Origin of the sequence: Amycolatopsis sp. A1MSW2902 (assembly GCF_017312175.1) — a bacterium.
In the GTDB taxonomy this organism is placed as follows: Bacteria; Actinomycetota; Actinomycetes; order Mycobacteriales; family Pseudonocardiaceae; genus Amycolatopsis; species Amycolatopsis nivea.
In genome coordinates this window covers 4,275,255-4,300,515 of sequence record NZ_QJPO01000001.1, presented here as the reverse complement: position 1 = coordinate 4,300,515, position 25,261 = coordinate 4,275,255, and the positions used below count along the sequence as shown (strand labels likewise).

The window sequence follows — 25,261 nt, the reverse complement described above, 5'->3', positions numbered from 1 at the left end:
GCCGGTCTCGGCGACATCCAGCGCTTCACCGGAACCGGCGAGCTGTTCGACACCCTGCTCGTCGTCCAGAACTACCCGCTGGACAACGTCGCTTCCGGCGAGCTGGACCTGCGGTCGGTGCGTGCTTCGGACGACACGCACTACCCGCTGGCGCTGGTCGTCGAACCGGGCGGGCGGGTCACGTGGAAGTACGCGGAGAACGCGTTCGGCCCGGGAGAGGCCGAGCGGATCGCCGAGCGCTTCACCCGGCTGTGCCGCACCCTGCTCGCCGACCCCGAGCAGCCCGCGGGCGAGATCGACGTGCTGTCCGCGGCCGAGCACGAGGAACTGGCGGCGGCGAACGACACGGCTTGCGCTGTCCCGGATCTGACGATCGCGCAGCTGTTCGCGCGAGTGGCCGGGACCGAACACCCCGCGGTGATCGACGGCGGCACCACGCTCACTTACGCCGAGCTGGACCGCCGCTCGACCGAGCTGGCGCACGCGCTCGCCGCGCGCGGCGTCGGGCCCGAAGCCGTCGTGGGGGTCGAACTGCCGCGGTCGGCCGACCTGATCGTCGCGCTGCTCGCCGTCCAGAAGGCAGGCGGGGTCTACCTGCCGCTCGACCCGAACTATCCAGCGGAACGCCGGGCCGCGATGATCGCCGACGCGGACCCGGTGCTGATCCTGCGCGACCTCGACCTGCCGCCGGACCGCCGCCCGCTCACGCCGGCGCCGTCCACCGCTGCGGGCGCGTACATCATCTACACCTCCGGCTCGACCGGGCGTCCCAAGGGCACGCTGGTGAGCCACGCCGGGGTCGCCAGCCTGGTGCACACGATGACCGAGGCGTTCGGCGCCGGCCCGGGCAGCCGGGTCCTGCAGTTCGCGTCGGTCAGCTTCGACACTTCGGTGTGGGAGCTGGCGATGGGCGTGCTGACCGGCGCGGCGCTGGTGATCATTCCCGACGACGAGCGCGCGGGCGAACCCCTGGCGGCGTTCCTGCGCGAGCACCGCGTCACGCACGCGACTCTCCCGCCCGCCGCGCTGGCGTCGATCCGGCCCGAGCAGGCGCCGGAAGACCTCGTCGTGATCGCCGCCGGGGAAGCCTGCCCGCCCGCGCTCGCCGCGGAATGGTCGGCGCGGCGCCGGATGTTCAACTCCTACGGCCCCACCGAGACCACAGTGGACATCACGCTGTGGACGTGCGGGCCGGACGACGGACCGGGACCGGTGCCGATCGGCGGCCCGGTGCACAACACCGCCGTGCACCTGCTCGACCGGCGGCTGCGGCCGGTTCCGCCCGGCGCGGTCGGCGAGATCTACGCGGCGGGCACCGGACTGGCGCGCGGCTACCTCCGCGCGTCCGGCCTGACCGCGGCCCGGTTCGTCGCCGGGCCGGACGGCGCCCGGCTGTACCGCACCGGCGACCTCGCCCGCCGTCGCGGCGACGGCGCGCTGGTGTACGTCGGCCGCGCCGACCACCAGGTCAAGGTGCGCGGGTTCCGGATCGAACTGGGCGAGGTCGAAGCCGTGCTGTCCGCCTGCCCGGGCGTGCGCCGGGTCGCCGTGCTCGCGGTCCCGGACGCCCGCGGCGCGAACCGCCTGGTCGCCTACGTGGCAGGCGAAGCCGATTTCGCCGAGGTGCGCGCGGCCGCGTCGACGAAGCTCCCGGACCACATGGTCCCGGCGGTGTTCGTCGCGGTGCCCGATCTGCCGCTGACCTCTCAGGGCAAGCTCGACCGGCGCGCGCTGCCCGCCCCGCCGGAACCCGCGGCGACCGGCGACCTGACCGGCGCGACCGAAGCCGAACGCGTGCTCGCCGGCATCGTCGCGGACGTCCTGGGACTGCCCGCGATCGGCCTCGACGACGACTACTTCGCGCTCGGCGGCGACAGCATCCTGTCGATCCAGGTGTCCGGCCGGGCCCGCGCGGCCGGACTGGACATCCGGCCGCGGGACATCTTCGACCGCAAGACGGTGGCGAACCTCGCCGCACTGGCGGGCGCCCGGACCCCGGCCGAAGCCGCGGGCCCGGAGATCGCCGCCACCGGCGCGGTCCCGCTCACCCCGGTGATGCACTGGCTGCGCGAACTCGACGGCCCGATCGCCCGGTTCAGCCAGGCGCAGCTGCTGGCCACCCCGCCGGGCCTGACCGAGGCCGAGCTGACCGAGCGCGTCCAGCACGTCCTGGACCGGCACGACATCCTGCGCTCCCGGCTGACCGGCTCGGCCCTCGAAGTGCCGCCGCCCGGCGCCGTCCGCGCCGAGGACGTGCTGTCCCTCGGCGAACCGGACGTCGAGGCGGCCGCCGCGACCCTGGACCCGGAGCGCTACGGCCAAGCCCGGTTCGTCTGGCAGCCGGACCGGCGCCGGTTGCTGGTGCTCGTCCACCACCTCGCGGTGGACGGCGTCAGCTGGCGTGTCCTGCCCGCCGCGCTGGCCGGCGAGCAGCCCGGGGCCGGGACGTCGTTCCGGGCGTGGGCGCACCGGCTCGCCGAAGCGGGGGAGAACGGCGAGTTCTCGGCGGAACTGCCCTACTGGCGGGCGGCTCTCGCCGACGCCCCGGTCCAGCCGGGTCTCGGCGAACCCGATCCGGAGCTGGACCGCGTCGGCACGGCGAAACGGATCCGCCGGGTCCTTCCGCCGGGGCAGACCGAACCGCTGCTGACCACCGTCCCCGCGGCCTATCGCGCGGGCGTCCAGGACGTCCTGCTCACCGCGCTCGCCCTGGCCGCGGCGAAGCGCGGACCGCGGGAACTGCTGCTGCAGCTGGAAGGCCACGGCCGCACCGAGCTGCTCGACGGCGCGGATCTGTCGGCCACCGTCGGCTGGTTCACCACCGCCTATCCGGTCCGGTTGCGGCTGACCGGTATCGACGTCGCCGACGCGCTGCGCGGTGGCGACGCGGCCGGGCGCGCGTTGAAGGCGGTCAAGGAACAGCTGCACGAGGTGCCGGGGGAGCAGGGGCTCGGGTACGGGGTGCTGCGCTATCTCGACCCTGCCGCCGGCGCCGAACTCGCCGCCTTCGACGCTCCGCGGATCGGCTTCAACTACCTCGGCCGGTTCGCCGTCCCGGAGTCCGAGCAACCGTGGGCCCCGGCGCCGGGCAGCACCGGCGTCGACGGCTCGACCGAACCGGAGCTGCCGATGGCGCACGCCCTGGAAATCACCGCTGTGGTCACCGAGCACGACGGACAGCCCGAGCTGACCGTCGACTGGACCTACGCCCCGGGCGCGGTCGCCGAGACCGATGTCCTGGCGCTCGCCGACGCGTGGGCCGACGCGCTCGCCGCACTCACCGACCACACCGCGGGACCGGGCACGGGCGGGCACACCTCGTCCGACTTCGGCCTGGTTTCGCTGAGCCAGCAGCAGATCGACCTGCTCGAAGCGAAATGGGGGAAGGCATGACGCACGGGGGACTCGAGGACGTTCTCCCGCTCACACCGCTGCAGGAAGGCCTGTTCTTCCTGTCTTCCCTGGACCGGGAGGAGCCCGACGTCTACACCGTCCAGCTGCGTTTCGAGCTGGGCGGAGCGGTGGACGCGGACCGGCTGCGGGCGGCCGCGCAAGCCTTGCTGGACCGGCACGCGAACCTGCGCGTGGCGGTCACCGCGACCGGCGTCGAGCGCCCCGTGCAACTGGTCCTGCGCCGGGTCGAGGTGCCCTTCGCCGAGGTTGTCGCGGCTGACCGGGCCGAGGCCGGCCGGATCGCCGAGACCGACCGGGCGAGGCGCTTCGACCCGGAACAGCCGCCGCTGATCCGGTTCACCCTGGTGCGCGTCGGCGACGACGAGCACCACCTCCTGCTGACCCACCACCACCTGCTGATGGACGGCTGGTCGGGTCCGCTGCTGGGCCGGGACCTGTTCGCCCTCTACGCGTCCGCGGGCGACGCGTCGGCGCTGCCGCGCGTGCGTCCGTACCGCGACTACCTCGGCTGGCTCACCGCCCAGGACCGGTCCGCCGCCCGCGCCACGTGGCGCACCGCTTTGTCCGATGTGGACGGTCCGACATTGCTGGCGCCGGAAGGAAGCCGTTCCGGCGTCGCGATTCCGGACCGGATCGGCCACCGGCTGTCCGCCGAGGACACCGGAAAGCTCACCGCGTTCGCCCGGCGGCGCGGCATCACTCTCAACACCTTGATGCAGGCCGCCTGGGGCTTGGTGCTGGGCCGGGCCACCGGCCGCGGCGACGTCGTCTTCGGCGTCACCGTGCACGGCAGGCCCGCCGATCTGCCCGGCGCGCACGAGATGGTCGGCCTGTTCGTCAACACCGTGCCCGCGCGGATCACCGCGCGCCCGGCCGAGACCACGGCCGCGTTCCTGAGCCGGGTCCAGTCGGAGCAGGCGAACCTGCTGGAGCACCAGCACCTCGGCCTCACCGAGATCCAGCAGCTCGCCGGCGGCCGCGACCTGTTCGACAGCCTCCTGGTGTTCGAGAGCTACCCCGTCGACCAGGACGAATTGGCCCGCACCCAGCGCGAGGCCGGGCTCGACGTCCGCTCCGTGACGACCGCCGACGCGGCCCATTACCCGGTCGGCCTCACGGTGATTCCCGGTCCCCGCCTCGAAATCGGCCTGTCCCATCGCGCCGATCTGGTTTCGGCGGAGCGTGCGGATCACCTGCTGCGCAGCGTCGTCACCGCCTTGCTGGCCTTCGCCGACGACCCCGCGCGGCCGGTCGGGCAACTGCCGCTGCTGCCCGAAGACGTCGCCCGCACGGTAATCCGCGACTGGAACGACACGGCCCGCCCCGGGCCGGTCACGACGCTCCCGGAACAGTTCGCGGACCGCGTGCGGCAGTCTCCGGACGCGCTCGCGGTGCTCGCGGAGGACACCCGGTGGACGTTCGCCGAGCTGGACCGCCAGGTCGCCCGGCACGCCGGAATACTGGCTGCTCGCGGGGTCCGCCCGGGCGACCGGGTCGCGGTCGCGGTTCCCCGGTCGCCGGAGCTGGTCGCGGCCCTGTTCGCGGTGCACCGGCTCGGCGCGGTGTTCCTCGCCGTCGATCCGGGGCTGCCCGAACAGCGGATCCGTCATCTCGTCGAGGATTCCGGGGCCGCGCTGGTCGTGACCCCCGAGCTGCTGGCGGAATCCGCGGAACCGGTCGCCGGGACCGCCGCGGTCCCCGGCTCGCACCCGGCGTACGTGCTGTACACGTCCGGATCGACCGGCCGTCCCAAGGGCGTAGTCGTTTCGCACGAGGCGATCGCGGCCAAGACGGCGTGGTTCGCCGCGGCCGTGCGGCCGGGCGAGGCGGACCGGATGCTGTTCAAAGCCCCGGTCTCGTTCGACGTCTTCCTCACCGAAATGTTCTGGCCGGTGTACTCGGGCCGGCCCGTCGTGCTCGCCCGGCCCGGCGGCCACGGCGACCCGGCTTATCTGGCCGGGCTCATCGCCCGCGAGGCCGTCACCGTCGTCAACTTCGTGCCGTCGATGCTCGGCGCGTTCCTCGCCGAACCGGCCGCGGCCGCGGCGACGTCGCTGCGGCTGGTTTCGGCCGGCGGCGAAGCGTTGCAGCTCGGCCACGTGCTGCGCACTCGCGAAATCCTGCCCGCCGCGACGCTGCTCAACCTCTACGGCCCGACCGAGACGGCCGTCGACCTCGTCGCGTGGGACACCTCCGCCGAGGACGGCAGCCGTCCGGTCCCGATCGGGCGGCCGGCCCGGAACACCCGCGCCTACGTCCTCGACGCCGCCCTGCGCCCGGTCGCGCCCGGCGAACCCGGCGAGCTGTACCTCGCCGGCCCGCAGCTGGCCATCGGCTACCTCGGCGCGCCCGGGCTGACCGCGAGCCGGTTCGTCGCGAACCCCTTCGGCCCCGGCCGCCTGTACCGCACCGGCGACCTGGCCCGCTGGAACCCCGACGGCACCCTCGGCTATCTCGGCCGCACCGACCAGCAGGTGAAAATCCGCGGCGTGCGGGTGGAACCCGGCGAAATCGAGCACGCGCTGACCGCGCTGCCCGACGTCCGCGACGCGGCGGTGGTGGTCCGGTCCGGCGAACTGGCCGCGTACCTCACCCCGGGAACGGCCGACCCCGCGTCCGTGCGCGCGGAGCTGGCCCGGGCCTTGCCGTCCTCTCTCGTGCCCGCGACGATCGTCGCGCTGGACGCCTTGCCGGCGACCGCGAACGGCAAGCTCGACATCGCCGCGCTGCCCGAGCCCGGGCGGGGGCCGGGAGGGGTGCGCCGGGAACCGCGGACCGCGGCCGAACAGCTGATCACCGAGCGGTTCGCCGCCGTGCTGGGCCGTCCGCGCGTGTTCGCCGACGAGGATTTCTTCGCTCTCGGCGGCCATTCCCTGCTCGCCGTCAAGCTCGTCGCCGGGCTCAAATCCGCGCTGCGAGTCGAATTGTCGCCGCGCACGGTGTTCGAGCACCCGACCCCGGCGGCGCTCGCCGCCGCACTGGCCGACGCCGGCACCGCCCGGCCCCCGCTGCTCCCGGGGCCGCGGCCGGAATTCCTGCCGCTGTCAGCGTCGCAGCGGCAACTGTGGTTCCTCCATCGCGTCGACGGCCCCAACGCCACGTACAACCTGCCGCTGGTCTGGCGGATCCGCGGCCCCCTCGACGCCGACGCGCTGCGAGCCGCGTTCGCCGATCTCACCGCACGCCACGAAATCCTGCGGACGGTCTACCCGGATCGCGGCGGCGTTCCCTGCCAACGGATTCTCGACCCGGGCCCGGTTCCGTGCCCGGTCGCCGACGTCGCCGAAGCCGACCTCGCCGAGCGGGTCGCCGAGCTGATCGCGCACCCGTTCGACCTGACCGCCGAGGCGCCGATCCGCCCCGCGCTGCTGCGCACCGGGGACGAGGACCACGTGCTGGTCCTGCTGCTGCACCACATCGCGGGCGACGAATGGTCGTCGCACCCGCTGCGCCGCGACCTGTTCGCCGCTTACCGGGCCCGGCTCGCCGGGAGCGCTCCGCAGTGGCTGCCGCTGCCGGTGCAGTACGCCGACTTCGCGTTGTGGCAGCAGGAAAACGAGCCTTCGGCCGAGTTCTGGCTCAAAGAGCTGGCCGGGCTGCCGGAGCTGCTGGACCTGCCCGCCGACCTCCCGCGCCCCGCGGTGGCCGGGCAGCACGGCGGCGCGGCCGAGTTCGAGCTGCCCGCCGAGGTGACCGCCCGCCTGCGGGAGCTGGCCGCCCAGACCGGCACCACCCAGTTCATGGTGGCGCAGGCCGCCGTCGCCGCGCTGCTGCACCTCAGCGGCGCGGGCGACGACATCCCGCTCGGCACCCAGGTCGCCGGGCGTTCCGACAGCGCGCTGGACGAGCTGGTCGGGTTCTTCACCAACACGATCGTGCTGCGCACCCGCGTCGACGGCAGCCCGGCGTTCCGCACGCTGCTGGACCGCGTCCGCGAGACGGACCTGGCCGCCTTCGAACACCAGGATCTGCCCTTCGACCGGCTTGTCGAGCAGCTGCGCCCGCAACGCTCCGCCGCGCACCATCCGCTGTTCCAGGCCGGCGTCGCCTATCAGCACGTGGACGCCGAGGCCGAAGAGCACGGCGAGCTGACCCTGACGCCGTACCGGTTCCCGTTCCCGGTGGCGAAATTCGACCTCGAGTTCGAGTTCGCCGACCTCGGCGACCGGGTGGCGGGCGCGGTCCTGCACCGCACCGACCTGTTCACCCCGGCCGCCGCGCGCCGCCTCGCCGACGGTCTCGTCCGGCTGCTCGGCGAAGCCGCGGCCGACCCGGACCGCCCGATCACGTCCGTCGACCTGCTGGCCCCGGCCGACCGCGACCGCCTCCTCGGCTTCGGGCGCGGCGCGGCGGCTCCCGGGCACCGGTCGATCGCCGAGCTGTTCGCCTCCGCCGTGGCTCGTTTCCCGGACACGGAAGCGGTTTCCGGCCTGGCCTATCGCGAACTGGACGCGCGCAGTTCCGCGCTGGCGACGCGGCTCGATGCGCACGGCGCGCGTTCCGGCGAACGTGTGCTCGTGCAGCTGCCTCGCGGCGTAGACGCCGTCACGGCGTTCCTGGCGGTGGCCAAAACCGGGGCCACTTACCTGCCGCTGGCCTCCGATGCCCCGGCCGCGCGCCGGGACGAGATCGTCTCCGACGCGCGCCCGGTCGCCGAGATCACCGCCGACGGCGTGCGGACGCTGGGCGAGTCCTGTCCCGCCGCGCCCGCCGCGTACCTGATCTACACCTCCGGTTCGACCGGCCGCCCCAAGGGCGTGCTGGTTTCCGAAGCCGGGATCGAGAGCCTGGTCCACACCGCCGTGCACACCTACGGCGCCGGGCCGGGCGCGCGGGTCCTGCAGTTCACCTCGCCCGCGTTCGACGTCTATCTCGAAGAACTGGCGATGTCCGTGCTTTCCGGCGGCACGTTGTGCGTTCCGGAGGAGGACGAACGGCTCGGCGCGGCGCTGGGCGAGTTCGCCCGGCGCCACGACCTCACGCACGCCGACCTCCCGCCCGCCGCGCTCGAAGCCCTCCCGGCCGGTTCGCTGCCCGCGACCACGACGATCGTGGTCGGCTCGGACGAGGTCCCCGCTGACCTGGTGGCCCGCTGGGCGCCCGGGCGGAAGCTGTTCAATGCCTACGGCCCCACCGAAACCACCGTCAACGCCACGATCTGGGTCTGTCCGGAGCCCTTCGCCGGACGCGTCCGGATCGGGCGCGCCGACACCGCGCGCACGTTGTACGTGCTCGACGACTGGCTGCGGCCCGCGCACCAAGGCGAGCTGTACGTGGGCGGCGACGCGCTCGCGCTCGGCTATTGGAACGCACCGGAAGCGACGGCCGAACGGTTCGTGGCCGATCCGTTCGGCAGCGGGCGGATGTACCGCACCGGCGACCGCGTCCGCTGGACCGGGGACGGCGACCTCGAATTCCTGGGCCGAGCCGACACCCAGCTCAAGATCCGCGGCTTCCGCATCGAACCGGCCGAGGTCGAGGCCGCCTTGACCGCCCTGCCGGAGGTCTCCATGGCCGCCGCCGTCGCCCGTGCCGACGGCGGGCCGCAGCGGCTGGTCGGGTACGTCGCCCCGGCCGGTCTGGACGGCGTCGAGCTGCGCCGCAAGCTCGGCGCGACGCTGCCGGACTACCTGGTGCCGTCCGCGATCGTCGGGCTGAGCAGCCTTCCGCTGAACGCCAGCGGGAAAATCGACCGGCGCGCACTGTCCACAGCGGACTGGGCGGCCCCGCCGCAAACCGCGGGCCGCGCCGCGGAGACCGAAGCCGAGCGGGCCGTCGCGACCGCGTTCGGCGACGTGCTCGGCCTGCGCGAGGTCGACGTCGACACCGGCTTCTTCGCACTCGGCGGCGACAGCATCTCGTCGATCCAGGTCGTCTCGCGGCTGCGTTCGGCGGGCTGGCGGATCACCGCGCGCCAGGTGTTCGAGCACCAGACGATCGCCGGACTCGCCGCCGCGGCCACGCCGCTCGCCGACGAGACTCCGGCCGTCGCCAGCGGACCGACGCGCGCGCTGGCCCCGTTGCAGGAGGGCCTGCTCTACCTCGACCAGATCGAGCCCGGCGGCTACCTGGTGCAGCAGGTCTTCACCCTCTCCGGCGACCTCGACGCGGGACTGCTGCGCCGGTGCCTGCACGCGATGCTGGAGCGCTACCCGAACCTGCGGGCCGGATTCGCGTTCAGCGAGACCTCGCGGCCGGTCCAGTTCCTCCCCGCGCACTCCGGGCTGCCGTGGCGCGAGCTGGCGCTGACCGGCACGGAGTTCGCGAAGCTGCTCGAAGACGACCGGGCCGCCGGCTTCGATCTCGCGAAACCGCCGCTGATGCGCGCGGCCTGCGTACGGTTCGCCGACGGCACCCACCGGCTCGTGCTCACGCACCACCACATCTTGATGGACGGCTGGTCCGGTCCGCTGTTCGGACGCGAGCTGTTCCTGCTCTACGCGGCGGACGGCGACCCGGCGGCACTGCCCCCGGCGGCGGACTACGCCGCCTACCTCGACTGGCTCGCCCGCCAGGACCAGCAAGCCACCGAGGAAGCCTGGCGGGCCGCGCTGTCCGATGTGGACGGACCGACCCTGGTCGGCACGGCCGAAGGACCCGCCCGGGACCTCGCCGTCGACCTCCCGCCGGAGCTGTCCGCGCTGGCCCGGAAACACGGCACCACGCTCAACACCGTCGTCCAGGTCCTGTGGGCGCTCACCCTCTCCGCCGAGACCGGCCGCGACGACGTCGTGTTCGGCACCACCGTGCACGGCAGGCCCGCCGACCTCGACGGCGCCGAACGCATGGTCGGGCTGTTCATCAACACGGTCCCGGTCCGCGTCCGGCTGCGGGCCGGGGAGCCCGTCGCCGCGTTGCTGGCGCGGGTGCAGGCAGAACAGGCTCGGCTGCTGGACCACCAGCACGCCGGACTGGCCGACATCCAGCGCGCCGCGGGCACCGGCGAACTGTTCGACACCCTCCTGGTCTTCGAGAGCTACCCGGTCGACGACGCCGCGCTCGCCGACGCTGAACGCCGCTCCGGCCTCACCGTCGCCGGGCTCGCCGAACGGGACGACACGCATTACCCGCTCACACTGCTCGTCGCGCCGGGCGAAACCCCGGTGCTGACGCTGCGGCACCGCCGGGACGTGACCCGTCTTGCCGCGCGGCTGCGTGCGGTGGCCGAGTGGTTCGTCCGCGGCGGCGACGTCCCCACCGGCTTCCTCAGCGAAGACGAGCACCAGACCGTCGTGCACACCTGGAACGACACCGCGCACGACGTCCCGCGCACGACGCTGCCCGCCCTGTTCGCAGCGCAGGCCGAGCGCACTCCGGACGCCATCGCCGTGGTCGACGGCGCTCGCGAGTGGACGTACGGGGAGTTCGCCGCCCGGGTCCGTGAACTGGCCGGCGCCCTGCGAGCCGGTCCTGGCGACGTGGTCGCGGTTTCGCTGCCGAGGTCGGCCGATCTGGTGGCGGTCCTGCACGCGGTGCAGGCGTGCGGCGCGGCCTATCTGCCGATCGACCCGGACCTGCCCGCCGAACGCGTCGATTTCCTGCTGGAGGACGCCAAACCCGCGCTGGTCGTCACTCCGGAATGGCTGTCCGAGGCGGACTCGGCGCCGTTCTCCCCGGTGCTGGTCCGGCCGGAGGACACCGCGTACCTGCTGTACACCTCCGGCTCGACCGGACGGCCGAAGGGGGTCGCGGTCGCGCACTCGGCGATCGTCAACCGTCTCTTGTGGATGGCCGAAGAGTACGGATTCGGTTCCAGCACACGCACTCTGCAGAAGACCCCGGCGTCGTTCGACGTCTCGGTGTGGGAGCTGTTCCTTCCGCTGCTCACCGGCGGCACGCTGGTCGTCGCCGCGCCGGACGCGCACCGCGATCCGGCGCAGCTGGCCGCGATCATCCGGGAACAGCGCATCGACACTGTCCACTTCGTCCCGTCGATGCTGGCGGCTTTCCTTCCCGAAGCGGCCGGGCTCGGGCTCCGCACGGTCATCTGCAGCGGGGAGGCCCTGCCCGCCGATCTGGCGCTGCGGGCCCGGGAAGTGCTCGGCGTCTCCGTGCGGAACCTCTACGGCCCGACCGAAGCCGCGGTCGACGTGACCGCTTGGGACACCGCCGCCGAAGACGGCGCCCGGCCGGTCCCGATCGGCCGTCCGGTGTGGAACACGCAGACCTACGTGCTCGACACGGCGCTGCGGCCGGTCGCCCCCGGCGTGCCAGGGGAGCTGTACCTCGCCGGCGCGCAGCTCGGCGAGGGTTACCGGGGCCGTCCCGGGCTCACCGCGACGCGTTTCGTCGCCAATCCCTTCGGCGCCGGGCGCTTGTACCGCACCGGCGACCTCGCCCGCTGGAACCCGGACGGCACGCTCGCCTACCTGGGCCGCACCGACGACCAGGTCAAGCTGCGCGGCCAGCGGATCGAACCCGGCGAGATCGAGCACGCGCTCCGCGACCTCGACGGTGTGGAATCCGCCGCTGTCGCGGTGCACGACCCGGTGCTCACCGGATACGTCACCGGCACTGTCGACGGCGAAGAACTCCGCGCCCGGCTGGCCGAGTGGCTGCCGTCGGCGCTGGTGCCCACCGTGGTGCTGGTGCTCGACGCGTTGCCGCTGACGCCCAGCGGAAAACTGGACCGCAAGGCGCTTCCGGCCCCTGATCTGTCCACTCAGGACAGTGGTGACCTTCCGGCGAGCCCGGTCGAGGCCGCCATCGCGACAGAGTTCGCCGCTGTGCTGGGCCTCGGCAGCGTGGGCGCGTCCGCGGACTTCTTCCGCCTCGGCGGCGACAGCATTTCGTCGCTGCAGCTCATCGCGCGCTTGCGCCGCGCGGGTTACCGGCTCAGCCCCCGCGAGATCTTCGAGCACCGCACCCCGGCGGCGTTGGCCGCGTTCGCCCGCCGCGACAGCGAAGCGGTCAAGACCGGCACTCGCACCGGAATCGCCCCGCTGCTGCCAGTCATGGCGTCCCTGCGCGACCTCGGCGGCGACACCCGCCGGTTCAGCCAGTCCATGCTGCTGACCACTCCGCCGGACCTCACCGAGGCTCAGCTCGCCGGGAAACTGGACGCGATCCTGGCCGCGCACGACGCCCTGCGCGCCCGGCTCGAGCCCGGCTGGGTCTACCGGATCCGGCCCGAGGGAAGCGTCACCGCGGCCGACGTCCTGCGGCGGGGCTCCGGCACCGTCCGCGAAGAGTTCGAGACCGCGCTCAGCGAGCTGGATCCCGAGGCCGGGGTCATGCTGCGCGCGGTGTGGTTCGATCGCGGCCTGCTGCTGCTCGTCGCGCACCACCTCGTCGTCGACGGCGTCTCCTGGCGCATCCTGATGGACGACTTCGCCGAGGCCCGGATCGCGCCCGAGGAAACGTCGTTCCACGACTGGGCGCACGCGGTCGGCGAACGCGAATGGGCAGCCGACTGGACCGAAGTCCTCGCCGGGAACGGTTCGCTGGGCACGGAAATCCCGGGCGTGCACGCCCGGGAAACGGTCGAGGAACACGCCGTCGAGATCCCGGCCGACCTGACCGAAAAGCTCCTGACCAGCGTCCCCGCCGCCGCGCACGCGGGCGTCCAGGACGTCCTGCTCACCGGGCTGGCGCTCGCGGTGTCCCGCTGGCGGGCGGCACGCGGCCTGCCGGACGACGGCGGCCTGGTCCTCGACCTCGAAGGCCACGGCCGCGACGAGCACCTGGTGCCCGGGACCGACCTGTCGCGCACCGTCGGCTGGTTCACCACGGTCTACCCGGCCCGGATCGGCGGGGCCGGCGGCGATGCCGTCGCCTGGCTGAAAACCGTCAAGGAACAGCTGCGCGCCCTGCCCGAACCGCTCACCTTCCGCGGCCCGGCCGAAGGCCGCACAGTGCTGTTCAACTACCTCGGCCGCCTCGACGGCCCGGGCGCGACCGGATACTGGCGTCCGGCGCCGGAATCGGCGCAGCTGGACAGCAGCGCGGACCAGGCCACCCCGGTCAGCCACCCGCTGGAGATCAACGCCGTCGCGGTGCGCCACGACGACGGCCCGCGGCTGCACTGCGACCTCGCCTACGTCCGCGACGTGTTCGCCGCCGAGGACATCCGCGAACTCGGCGACCTCTGGCGCGCGGCGCTGGCCGAACTCGCCGAGGCGGCCGGTGAACCGTTCCGCACGCCGTCGGACTTCCCGCTGGTCTCGCTCGCACAGTCCGATGTGGACGAACTGGCCGCCGCGGCGGACATCCTGCCGCTCTCGCCGCTGCAGGAAGGGATCGCGTTCCAGGCTTCGTTCGACCGCGAGGACGTTTACTCGGTCTGCCATTCCTTCGAGCTGACCGGGCCGTTGGACGCCGAGCGGATGCGCGCGGCCGGGCAGGCGCTGCTCGACCGGCACGCCAATCTCCGCGCCGCGTTCCGGCAGCTGCGCTCGGGCGCCACCGTCCAGGTGGTCCCGGCGCACGCGGAGCTGCCGTGGGAACTCGTCGAGGACGAGACGGAGTTCGCCACCCGGCGCTTCGACCTGGCTGAGGCCCCGGCGGTCCGCCTCGGCCTGCGGCGGCTCGGCGAAGACCGGCACCGGCTGCTGCTGGCGCATCACCACGTGCTGGCCGACGGCTGGTCCGGCCCGCTGCTCGCCGAGGAGCTGTTCACGCTCTACGCGGCCCGTGAGCTGCCTCCGGTCCGGCCGTACGCCGAGTACCTGAAATGGCTGGCAGCACGGGATGAAGCCGCCGCTGAGCAGGCGTGGCGCACCGCGCTGGCCGACCTGGACGGCCCGACGCTCCTGCGGCCCGGAGCCGACGCGCGCGAGACTGTCCGGCCCGACCGGGCTAGCACTGCTCTCGGCGCCGAACTGTCGGCGAAGGTGACCGCGGTCGCCCGCGATCTCGGCGTCACGGTCAGCACCTTGCTCAACACCGCCTGGGCGCTGGTCCTCGGCCAGCTCACCGGGCGCACGGACGTCGTCTTCGGCGTCACCGTGCACGGCCGCCCCGCCGACCTGCCGGGCGCGGAGCGGATGATCGGCCTGTTCGTCAACACGGTCCCGATGCGGGTCCGGACGCTCGCCGCGGAGCCGTTCGCCGCGCTGGTGCGGCGGGTGGACGAGGAACAGATCCGGCTGCTGGACCACCAGCACGCCGGCCTCGCGGCTGTCCAGCGCTGGGCCGGCACCGGCGAACTGTTCGATACCCTGGTCGTGTTCGAGAGCTACCCGGTGGACGACGAGCGGCTCGCCGGAGCCGAGAAATCGGCCGGGCTGAGCGTCGAGGCCGTCGCGGGAACGGACGCCACCCACTACCCGCTGGCCCTGGTCGTCGAACCGGGGGAGGCGCTCGTTCTCGGCCTGGACCACCGGCCCGGCGCGGTCGACGCCGACGCCGTCCTGGCGCGGCTCACCGGCGTCCTCGACGCGATCACGGCCGATCCGGCGGTGCTCGTCGGCCGGATTCCCCTTGCCGCCGAAGCGGAACCGCGAGGCGCGGAGGTCGCCCTGGAACCGGCGACCCTGCCGGAGCTGTTCGCCGCGCGGGCCGCCGCCGCCCCGGACGCGGTGGCCGTCGCCGCGGCCGGGCGGTCGCTGACCTACGCGGAGTTCGACGAGCTGGTCGCCCGGATCGCGGCGAGCCTCGACGCCGGTCCCGGCGACCTCGTCGGGGTGAGCCTGCCCCGGTCGATCGAGCTGGTCGCGGTGCTGCACGCGGTCCACCGGTGCGGTGCCGCGTACGTGCCGATCGACCCCGGCTACCCGCCCGCGCGCCGCGAGTTCCTCGCTGCGGACTCGGTCCCGGCGTCGCTGATCACGGCTCTGCCCGAACTGGGCGCCGAGCGGCGGCCGCTGGTGAAGGTCCCCGATACCGCGCCCGCGTACGTGATCTACACGTCCGGTTCTACCGGCCGCCCCAAGGGCGTGGTGGTGGACCACCGAGCCGTCGTCAACCGGCTGCGGTGGATGGCCGACGAGTACGGCTTCGGCGCGGAGACCCGGACCCTGCAGAAGACGCCGATCTCCTTCGACGTCTCGGTGTGGGAACTGTTCCTGCCGCTGCTCACCGGGGGCACGCTGGTCATCGCGCCGCCGGACGCGCATCAGGACCCGGCGCGGCTGGCCGCGGTGATCCGGGAGGAACGCGTCGACACCGTCCACTTCGTCCCGTCGATGCTGCGGCCGTTCCTGGCCGAACCGTCGGCGGCGGACCTGCCGCTGCGCCGGATCTTCTGTTCCGGCGAAGCGCTGCCGGGCGACCTGGTGCTCGCCGCCCGGGAAGTGCTGCCCGAGGCGAGGGTGCACAACCTGTACGGGCCGACCGAGGCCGCGGTGGACGTCACCGCCTGGGACACGGCGGGGGAGGACGGCAGCGGGCCGGTCCCGCTCGGGCATCCGGTGTGGAACACCGGCACCCACGTTCTCGACGCGGCGCTGCGGCCGGTGCCGCGCGGCTGCGCCGGCGAGCTGTACCTCTCCGGCGTCCAGTTGGCTCACGGTTACCTGCGGCGGCCCGGCCTCACCGCGACCCGGTTCGTCGCCGGGCCGGACGGCACCCGGCTCTACCGCACCGGAGATCTCGCCCGGCGCCGCGCCGACGGCGTTCTCGAATACCTCGGCCGCGGCGACGACCAGGTGAAGATCCGCGGCGTGCGGATCGAACCCAGCGAGGTGGCGGCGGCGCTCTCGGCACTGCCCGGGATCACCGGGGCCGAGGTCGCGGTGCGAGACACCGGGCTGGTCGGCTACCTCACCGGTGCACCGCGCCCCGGAGCCGAGCTTCGCGCCGAATCGCGCGAGAGCCTGCCGGAACAGCTGGTGCCCTCGGCGTTCGTGTGGCTTGACGCGTTCCCGTTGACCCCCAACGGGAAACTGGACCGTGCCGCGCTGCCGGAACCCGACCGTCAGGCCGAAACCGGTTCCGCCGGACCGCGGACCGAGACCGAGCGCGTGCTCGCCGCGGCCGTGGCGGAAGTACTGGGGCTGGACCGGGTAGGGGTGTTCGACGATTTCTTCGCGCTCGGCGGGGACAGCATCCGCTCGCTGCACCTGGTCGGCCGGGTGCGGCCGGACGGGTTGAAGATCAACCCGCGGCAGGTGTTCGAGCTGCGCACCGCGGCCGCGCTGGCGGAGGCCGCCGAATCCGTCGACCTCGCGGCGGAGTCGCTGCCGTCCGAGGCGGAACCGTTGATCGAACTGGACGAGGACGAGTTCGCCGAGTTCTCGGGTGATTGGAGCGTTTCGTGAGTGCCGCCCGCGGTGTCCAGGACGTGCTGCCGCTGTCCCCGTTGCAGGAGGGCTTGCTCTTCCTGTCCACTTGGGACAGCGCGGCCACCGACGTCTACACCATCCAGCAGGTGTTCGACCTGCGCGGGGCGCTCGACCTCGAACGGATGCGCGCGGCGGCGGCCGTGGTGCTGGAACGGCATCCGAACCTGCGCGCGGCCTTCCGGGCCCGCAAGAGCGGCGAGACCGTTCAGCTCATCCCCGAAGCTGTGCCGGTGCCGTGGCAGGCAGACGACGTCGCCGAGGCCGGCGTGCCCGCGCTGCTGGACGCCGACCGGGCGAGCCGGTTCGACCTCGCGAAGCCGCCGCTGATCCGGTTCCGGCTGCTGCGGCTGGCTCCCGAGCACCACAAGCTCGTGATCACCGCGCACCACCTGCTGCTCGACGGCTGGTCCGGTCCGCTGCTGGGGGAGGAACTGTTCACCGCCTACGGCCGCGAAGACCTGCCGCCCGCGCCGAAATACCGGGACTATCTGGCCTGGCTCGGCAGGCAAGACCGCGAGGCGGCCCGCACGGCTTGGCGCGAATCGCTGGCCGGGCTCGCCGATCCGACGCTGCTCGCCCCCGGAGCCACTCCCGCCGCGGAGTTCCCGCGCGAGCACGAAGTCCGGCTGTCCTCAACGGACACTGAACGGCTCGCGGCGTGGGCCCGCGAACAGCGCGTCACGCTCAACACCGTCCTGCAAGCGGCGTGGGCGGTCGTGCTCGGCAAGGTCACCGGCCGCCGGGACGTCGTGTTCGGCGCCACCGTGTCCGGCAGGCCCGCCGAACTGCCCGGCGTCGACCGGATGATCGGCCTGTTCATCAACACGCTCCCGGTCCGGGTCCGGCTCGACCCGGCGGAGACGCTCGCCGGTCTCGTCGCCCGGGTGCAAGCGGAGCAGGCCGCGCTGCTGGACCACCAGTACCTCGGGCTCGCCGAAATCCAGCGCGAAGCCGGGCACAGCGAACTGTTCGACACGCTCACCGTGTTCCAGAGCGCTCCTGCGGACGCCGAGGCGCTCCGCGCTGCCGACGAAGCTTCCGGGCTCGCGGTGCGAGCCGAGGAAACCCGAAGCGTCACGCACTATCCCTTGACCGCGGTCGCGCTGCCTGGCGACGAATTCGCCGTCGCGCTGGTGTACCGGGAAGATCTCGTCGACGCGACACTGGTCCGGCGAGCGGCCGCTCTGCTGCGGGAGCTGCTCACGGCGCCGCCCGAGCGGCGGATCGGATCGGTCGAGCTGACCACCGCCGACGAGCGGGAACTGGTGCTGCGCAAGTTCAACTCCGCGACGTTGCCGCGGGCGGGCGAGTCGCTGGTGGACCTGTTCGTCCAGCAGGCGCAAGCGAGACCGGAGGCGATCGCCGTCGAGGACGGCGGGGTCGCGGTCAGCTACGGCGAACTGCACGAGCGGGCCGCCCGGCTCGCCGGGGTCCTGATCGAACGCGGCGCCGGGCCGGAGCAGGTCGTCGGCGTGGCGATCAACCGCGGGCTCGGGTTCCTGACCGCGATGCTGGGCGTCCAGCTGGCCCGGGCGGCGTACCTGCCGCTGGACCCGGAGTATCCGGCCGACCGGATCGCGTACATGCTCTCCGACGCGCACCCGGCGCTGCTCGTCGCCGATCCGTCCACAGCGGACAAGATGGCGGAGCACGGCGTCCCGCTCGTCGTGCTGGACGGCGCCTTGCCCGAACCGCCCGCGCAGCTTCCGCTGCCGCATCCGGACAGCGCGGCGTACCTGATCTACACCTCGGGATCGACCGGGCGACCCAAGGGAGTGCTGGTGCCGCACCGCGGGGTGCCGGACCTGGTGGCGATGTTCGCCGATTCGGTCCGGAGCGGCCCCGGGAGCCGCGTGCTGCTGTTCGCCTCGCCCAGCTTCGACGTCTCGCTCGCCGAGCTGTCCACGCAACTGCTCGCCGGCGCGACCGCCGTGGTCGTCCCGGAGGAAAGCCGCCTGGGCGAACCTCTCGCGGAGTTCGTTGCCGCACAAGGGCTGACCCACATGTTCGTGCCGCCCTCGGCACTGGCCACCCTCGCCGGGTCCGACCTGCCCGAAGGCGTCACGCTGATCGCGGGCACCGACGCGCTCACCCCGGAACTGGTCGCCCGCTGGAGCCGCGGCCGCCGGATGTTCAACGCCTACGGCCCCACCGAATGCACGGTCAACTCCACGCTCTGGCGGTGCGAGGCCGGACAGCGCGTGGTGATCGGCCCGCCCGACCCGAACAAACAGGCTTACGTCCTCGACGCCGATCTGCGGCCGGTGCCGCCGGGCACGGCCGGCGAACTGTACGTCGCCGGAGGGCTGGCGCGCGGCTACTTCGGCCTGCCCGGCCTGACCTCCACGCGGTTCGTGGCCTGCCCGTTCGGCGCTCCCGGCGAACGGATGTACCGCACCGGCGACCTCGTCCGCTGGACCGCCGACGGCGCTCTCGACTTCCTCGGCCGAGTCGACCACCAGGTGAAGATCCGGGGTTTCCGCGTCGAACTCGGCGAAGTCGAGACGGCGCTGTGCGACCGGCCCGGAGTCGCCGAGGCGGTCGCCGTCGTCCGGGAGGACCAGCCCGGCGTCCGCCGCATGATCGCCTACGTGACGGCTGAGCCCGGAGCCGAGCCGGTGCCCGGGGACCTGCGTGCCGCGCTGGCGGCCCGGATGCCGGACTACTCGGTGCCGTCCGCGATCGTAGTGCTCGACCGGCTGCCGCTGACGGTGAACGCGAAGGTGGACCGCGGCGCACTGGCCTCCGCCGGCGGGTTCGCGCCGGACCTGAGCGGGCTGACCGGCGATGCCGCCCCGAGCACGCCCGGGGAAAAGGCGCTGGCCGACGCGTTCGCCGCGGTGCTGGGCCTGCCGTCGATTTCCGTGACGGACGACTTCTTCGGCTTCGGCGGCGACAGCATCCTGTCGCTGCAGGTGGTGAGCCGGGCGCGGCAGGCCGGGCTGCGGATCACCCCGCGGCAGGTGTTCGAGGCGAGGACGGTGGCGGCGCTCGCCGAACTGGCCGAGCCGGTGACCGCCGCCGGTCCGGCTGAAGTGCCCGCCGTCGGCGTCGTCGCGCAGATCCCGATGATCGCCGCCCTGCTCGAACGCGGCGGCGTGCCCCGGCGGTTCAGCCAGTCCGCCGTCGTGCGGACCCCGCGCGGGCTGACCGAGCCGGAGCTGAACCGCGTGCTGCGAACGGTGCTGGACCGGCACGGCGCGCTGCGGGCCACCCTCGGCGCCACGCTGCGCATCCCGCCGCCAGGCGCGGCGATCACCGTACGGCGCGTGCCAGGCGTGCCGGACCAGGAACTGCTGCACCGCGAAGCAACGGCTGCCGAAGCCGCTTTGGATCCCGCCGCCGGGGTCATGGTCCGGGCAGTGTGGTTCGGCCCCGAAGGCGCGCCGGGCCGGTTGCTGCTGGTGATCCACCACGCGGTGATCGACGGCGTGTCCTGGCGGATCCTGTTCGACGACCTCGCCGCCGCCGCGGCCGGTCGCGAACTGCCCGCGGTGCCCGTTTCGTTGCGTGCTTGGGCGGCGAGTCTGGCCCCGCGCATCGAAAAGCTGCGGGCGGATCTGCCGTACTGGCGCGAAGTGCTGGGAAGCACCACTCCGGTGACCGGAACCGTCGGCGACGTCCGCGAGGTCCGTGTGACGCTTCCGCGCGACATCACCGACACGCTTCTTTCCGGCGTCCCGAAGTCGTTCCGGGCCGGGATCCAAGACGCCTTGCTCAGCACCCTCGCCACTGCCGTGACGCGCGTGCGGGGCACCGATTCGGTGCTGATCGAAACCGAAGGGCACGGCCGCGACGAAGACCTCGACCTGTCGCGCACGGTCGGCTGGCTCACCTCGTCGGCGCCGCTGCGGATAACCGCCGACCCCGATCCCGTGCGCCAGCTCAAGCAGGCCAAGGACGCCCGGCTGCGGGTTCCCGCCGGGTACGCGTTGCTGCGGTACCTCACCGGAGACATGAAAGGGCATCCCGAGGTGCTGTTCAACTACCTCGGCCGCTTCGACGTCGAGGCGCCCGGTGAGGAAGCCGACTGGCGCCCGGAAGGCGGACTGGGCGGCGACCTCGATCCCGGAACCCCGGCGTCGCACGCCCTGGAAGTGAACTGCTCGGTGACGTCCGCCGGGCTGGAGGCGAGTTTGGCCGTCCTGCCCGGCACAGTGGACGCCGAGGCCGTCGGCGCCGAGTGGATGGCCGCCGCCGCGGAACTGGCCCAGCGGCTGACCCCGGACGGCATCGGCGGAGTCTCCGCAGCGGATTTCCCGTTGCTGGACTTGACTCTCGACGAAGTCGACGAGATCGGCGACGCGGCCGACGTCTGGCCGCTCTCGCCGCTGCAGGAAGGAATGCTCTTCCTCGCGTCGTTCGACGAGGACAGCCTCGACGTCTACGTCACCCAGCAGATGCTGGACCTGCGCGACGCGGATCCGGGGAGGCTGCGCACCGCCGCCGCGCGCCTGCTGGAACGGCATCCGAACCTCGGCGCGGGCTTCCGCTACCTCGCCTCCGGCCGGGCCGTGCAGGTCGTTCCGCGCTCGGCCGGCCTCGACTGGCGGGAACTCGCCGGGGCCGACGCGGAGGCCGTCGCCGCAGAGGAACGGTTGCGGCCCTTCGCCTTGGCCGAGCCGCCGCTCATCCGGTTCACGCTCTTCGACACCGGCGACGGAGGCCACCGGCTCCTGATCACCAGCCACCACATCGTCCTCGACGGCTGGTCCGCGCCGCTGCTCGGCCAGGAACTGCTGGAGCTGTACCGCACCGGCGAGCCGCCGAAAGCCCGGCCGTACCGCGACTACCTGGACTGGCTCGGCCGCCAGGACCGCGAAACCGCCCGCGCGGCGTGGCGGAACGCGCTGTCCGGACTCGACGGAACGAGCCTGCTCGCCCCGCCCGGCGGTGAGCTTGTCGGCCGCGGCCAGAGCCTGCCCGACAAACTCTCGGTCGGCCTGACCGAGGACCACACGACCCGGCTCGCCGCGTGGGCGCGGAAGAACGGCGTCACGCTCAACACTGTCGTGCAGGCGGTGTGGTCGCTGCTGCTGGGCGGGCTGACCGGCCGCCGGGACGTCGTGTTCGGCGCGACCGTCTCCGGCCGTCCCGCCGACCTGCCCGGCGCCGACCGGATGATCGGGCTGTTCATCAACACCCTGCCGGTCCGCGTCCGCACCGCGGCGGCCGAAACGCTCGGCGCGCTGCTCGCGCGCGTGCAGGGGGAGCAGGCCGCGCTGCTGGACCACCAGTACCTCAGCCTCGCCGAAATCCAGCGCCAAGCCGGGTCCGGCGAACTGTTCGACACGCTGCTGGTCTTCCAGAGCTACCCGGTGGACGCCGAAGCGCTCGCCGAGAGCGAGCGGCAGGCAGGCGTCCAGGTCACCGGCGTCCAAGGCGAGGACGCCACGCACTATCCGCTCACGATCGTCGCCGCGCCCGGCCCGCGGCTCGAACTGATCCTCGAATACCGCACCGACGTTTTCACCGCCGAACGGATCGCCGAACTGGGACAGTCCCTTGCGGACTTGCTGGCCGGAGTACCCGAACAGCAGGACACCCCGGTCGGCCGGCTCGAAGTGCTTTCGCGGCGGCAGCGGGACCTGGTGCTGCGCCAGCGGAACGAGACCGCTCTCCCGGTACCGGAGTCCACTGTGGTCGATCTGTTCGACGACCAGGTCCGCCGCGGCCCGGACGCGGTCGCGCTCGCCTGCGAAGACCGGACGCTGACCTACCGTGAGCTGGACGCGCGAGCCAACCGCCTCGCCCGTGCGCTCATCGCCCGGGGAGCCGGGCCGGAGGAAATCGTCGCGATCCGCCTGCGCCGGACGGAACGGTTCTTCGTCGCGCTGCTGGCGGTCCTCAAGTCCGGGGCCGCGTACCTGCCGATCGACCCCGCCCAGCCGGAAGACCGGACGGCGGACCTCCTCGCCGACGCGAAACCGCTGCTCGTGCTCGCCGACGACTGGCCCGACGACACGGCTTTCGCCGCGGACCCGGTCACCGACGCCGACCGTCGCGTGCCGCTGCGGCCGCAGCACCCCGTCCACCTGATCTACACCTCCGGGTCGACCGGGAAGCCGAAGGGGGTGCTCGTCCCGCACCGCGGCATCGTCAACCTGGCGCACAGCCACGACCGCGACGTTTTCGGGCCCGCCCGGGAACGAACCGGGCGGGAGCGGCTGCGGATCGGGCACAACTGGTCGTTCTCCTTCGACGCCTCCTGGCAGCCCTCGCTCGGCCTGCTGCGCGGCCACGAACTGCACGTCGTCACCGAGGACGTCCGGGTCGACGCCGAGGCGCTGGCCCGGTTCCTGATCGAGCGGCGGATCGATTTCGTCGAGGTCACCCCGTCGCATTTCGTCCAGCTGGCGGCAGCGGGGCTCGTGCGCGACGGACAGTGCCCGCTTGCTGTGGTCGGGGTCGGCGGGGAAGCGGTGCCGCCGGGACTGTGGAACGAACTGCGCAGTCTGCCGGGAACCGAGGCGTACAACTTCTACGGTCCCACTGAGTGCACAGTGGACACTGTCATCGCGCGGTTGCGGGACACCGAAGGCCCGGTGATCGGCCGCGCGGTCGCCAACACCCGACTTCGCGTGCTGGACGACGCGCTTCGTCCGGTCGCGCCCGGCGTTGTCGGCGAGCTCTACCTCAGCGGTGCCCAGCTGGCCCGCGGATACCTCGGCGCGCCCGGTCTTACCGCGACCCGGTTCGTCGCCGACCCGTTCGACAGCGGCCGGATGTACCGCACTGGCGACCTCGCCCGCTGGACCGAGGACGGCCGCCTCGAATTCCGCGGCCGCGCCGACGACCAGGTCAAGGTCCGCGGCCACCGCGTCGAACCGGGCGAGATCGAGGCCCGGCTGTCCGCGCATCCGGCGGTCTCGGACGCGGTCGTCGTCGTCCGCGACGACCGCTTGATCGGCTACGCCGTCGCCGACGAGTCCACAGTGGACGGACCGGCGCTCCGTACCGCGCTCGCCGCTTCGTTGCCGGACTTCCTGGTGCCCTCGGCGGTGGTGCTGCTCGAAGCGCTCCCGGTCACCCCGAACGGCAAGGTCGACCGCGCCGCGCTGGCGACCGCGGACTGGGCCGCGCCCGACCTTTCCGCACTCAGCGGCGGAACCGCTCCGCGCACCCCGCGCGAGCACGTGCTGGCGGAGATCGTCGCCGAGGTGCTCGGCTTGCCGTCAGTAGGCGTCGAGGACGACTTCTTCGCACTGGGCGGCGACAGCATCCTGTCCATGCAGGTCGTCGGCAGGGCTCGCGCGGCCGGGCTGCGGATCACCCCGCGCACCGTCTTCGAGCGCCGCAGCGTGGCCGCGCTCGCCGAAGCCGCGACCGGACTCGGCGGCGCGCAGCGGACCGCGGTCCCGGCGACGGGCAGCTTCCCGGCGACGCCGATCATGCTCGCCCAGCGCGAGCGCGGCGGCCCGATCGGCAGGCTCAGCCAGTATTCGGTGCTGCGCGTCCCGACCGGAGCCGGCCTCGACCGGCTCAGCGAGGTGCTGACCGCCCTGCAGGACCGGCACCCGATCCTGCGGGCACGGCTCGGCGAAGACTGGACCGTGCACGTCGGCGAAGCGAACAAGCCGGTGCTGCGCCGCGTCGACCTCGGCGACCGCCCGGACGACGACCTGTTCACCACGGAGTTCCCGGAGTTCGAACGCACCGTCCGCGAGCTGAACCCGTTCACCGGCGACGTCCTCCGCGCGGTGTGGTTCGACGCGGGCGACCGGCCGGGCCGCCTGCTGCTGATGATCCACCACCTGGTGGTCGACGCGGTGTCGTGGCGCGCGCTGTCGGAAGACCTCGCCGCCCTCGGCCGCGGGCTCGACCTGCCGCCGGTGGAGGTTCCGTTCCGCGAGTGGGCGCTGCGGCTGTCCGAACTGGACCGGAGCGCGGAACTGCCGTACTGGCAAGGGATCTCGGGCACGGTGCCGGTGGCCGCCCGGCCGCTCGGCCCCGGCGACACGATCTCGCGAGGCCGCGACGACGTCGTGCACGTGTCCGCCGAGACGACGAAGGCGCTGCTCGGGCCGGTGCCCGCGGCGCTCGGCTGCGGGGTGCAGGACCTCCTGCTGGCAGCGCTGGCTTCGGCGGTCGCGGAACACCGGGGCGGCGACGCGCTGCTAGTCGACCTCGAAAGCCACGGACGCGCGGAAAACCTGCTCGGCGACGCCGATCTGTCCCGCACAGTGGGGTGGTTCACGTCGCTGTACCCGGTGCGCGTCGCGCTGGACAAGGACTTGGCCGCCGCTGCCCGCCGGTTGTCCGACGAGCAGAAAGCCGTGCCCGACAACGGAATCGGATACGGGGTGTTGCGCTACGGCGCGGGGGAGCACCTCCCCTCGGCCGAGGTGCTGTTCAACTACATCGGACAGAACGACCCCGGCCGGGCGCGGGACGAGGACTGGCTCGTCGCGCCCGGCAAGAACGTCATCGGCGGCGACGTCGACCCGGAAGCCCGCGCCACGCACGCGTTGTCGATCAACGCCTCGGTCGGGCAAGGGGTGCTGACCGCGCACTGGTCGTACCTGCCGGAGGCGGTCCCGGCCGGGCTGGTGGCCAGGATCACGCGGTCCTGGACGGCCAACCTTGACCGGTTGGTGACCTCTCCCGGGCGAAAAGATGATTAG

Annotated in this window: 3 protein-coding genes (1 of these 3 running past the window's edge); all 3 read left to right on the top strand. The window is 73.2% G+C overall.

Features of this window, described 5'->3' with window-relative positions:
- Tightly spaced (each overlapping or abutting the next), the 3 genes in view from DMP23_RS19740 to DMP23_RS19730 form a layout consistent with a single transcriptional unit that may run on beyond the window.
- Nucleotides 1–3,393 carry the 3' portion of an amino acid adenylation domain-containing protein gene (locus tag DMP23_RS19740; RefSeq protein ID WP_337822024.1) on the top strand. The gene continues 12,162 nt to the left of window position 1, outside the view, so 3,393 of the gene's 15,555 nt are visible here — the last part of the coding sequence; its start codon lies beyond the left edge, outside the window; the stop codon is at nt 3,391–3,393.
- Complete coding sequence (locus DMP23_RS19735) at nt 3,390–16,613, top strand: non-ribosomal peptide synthetase (protein ID WP_337822023.1); 13,224 nt, start codon at nt 3,390–3,392, stop codon at nt 16,611–16,613. The genes DMP23_RS19740 and DMP23_RS19735 overlap by 4 nt, the downstream gene beginning before the upstream one ends.
- The gene (locus DMP23_RS19730; RefSeq protein ID WP_337822022.1) at nt 16,610–25,261 is read left to right on the top strand and encodes an amino acid adenylation domain-containing protein; all 8,652 of its coding nucleotides are present in this window, start codon (nt 16,610–16,612) and stop codon (nt 25,259–25,261) included. The genes DMP23_RS19735 and DMP23_RS19730 overlap by 4 nt, the downstream gene beginning before the upstream one ends.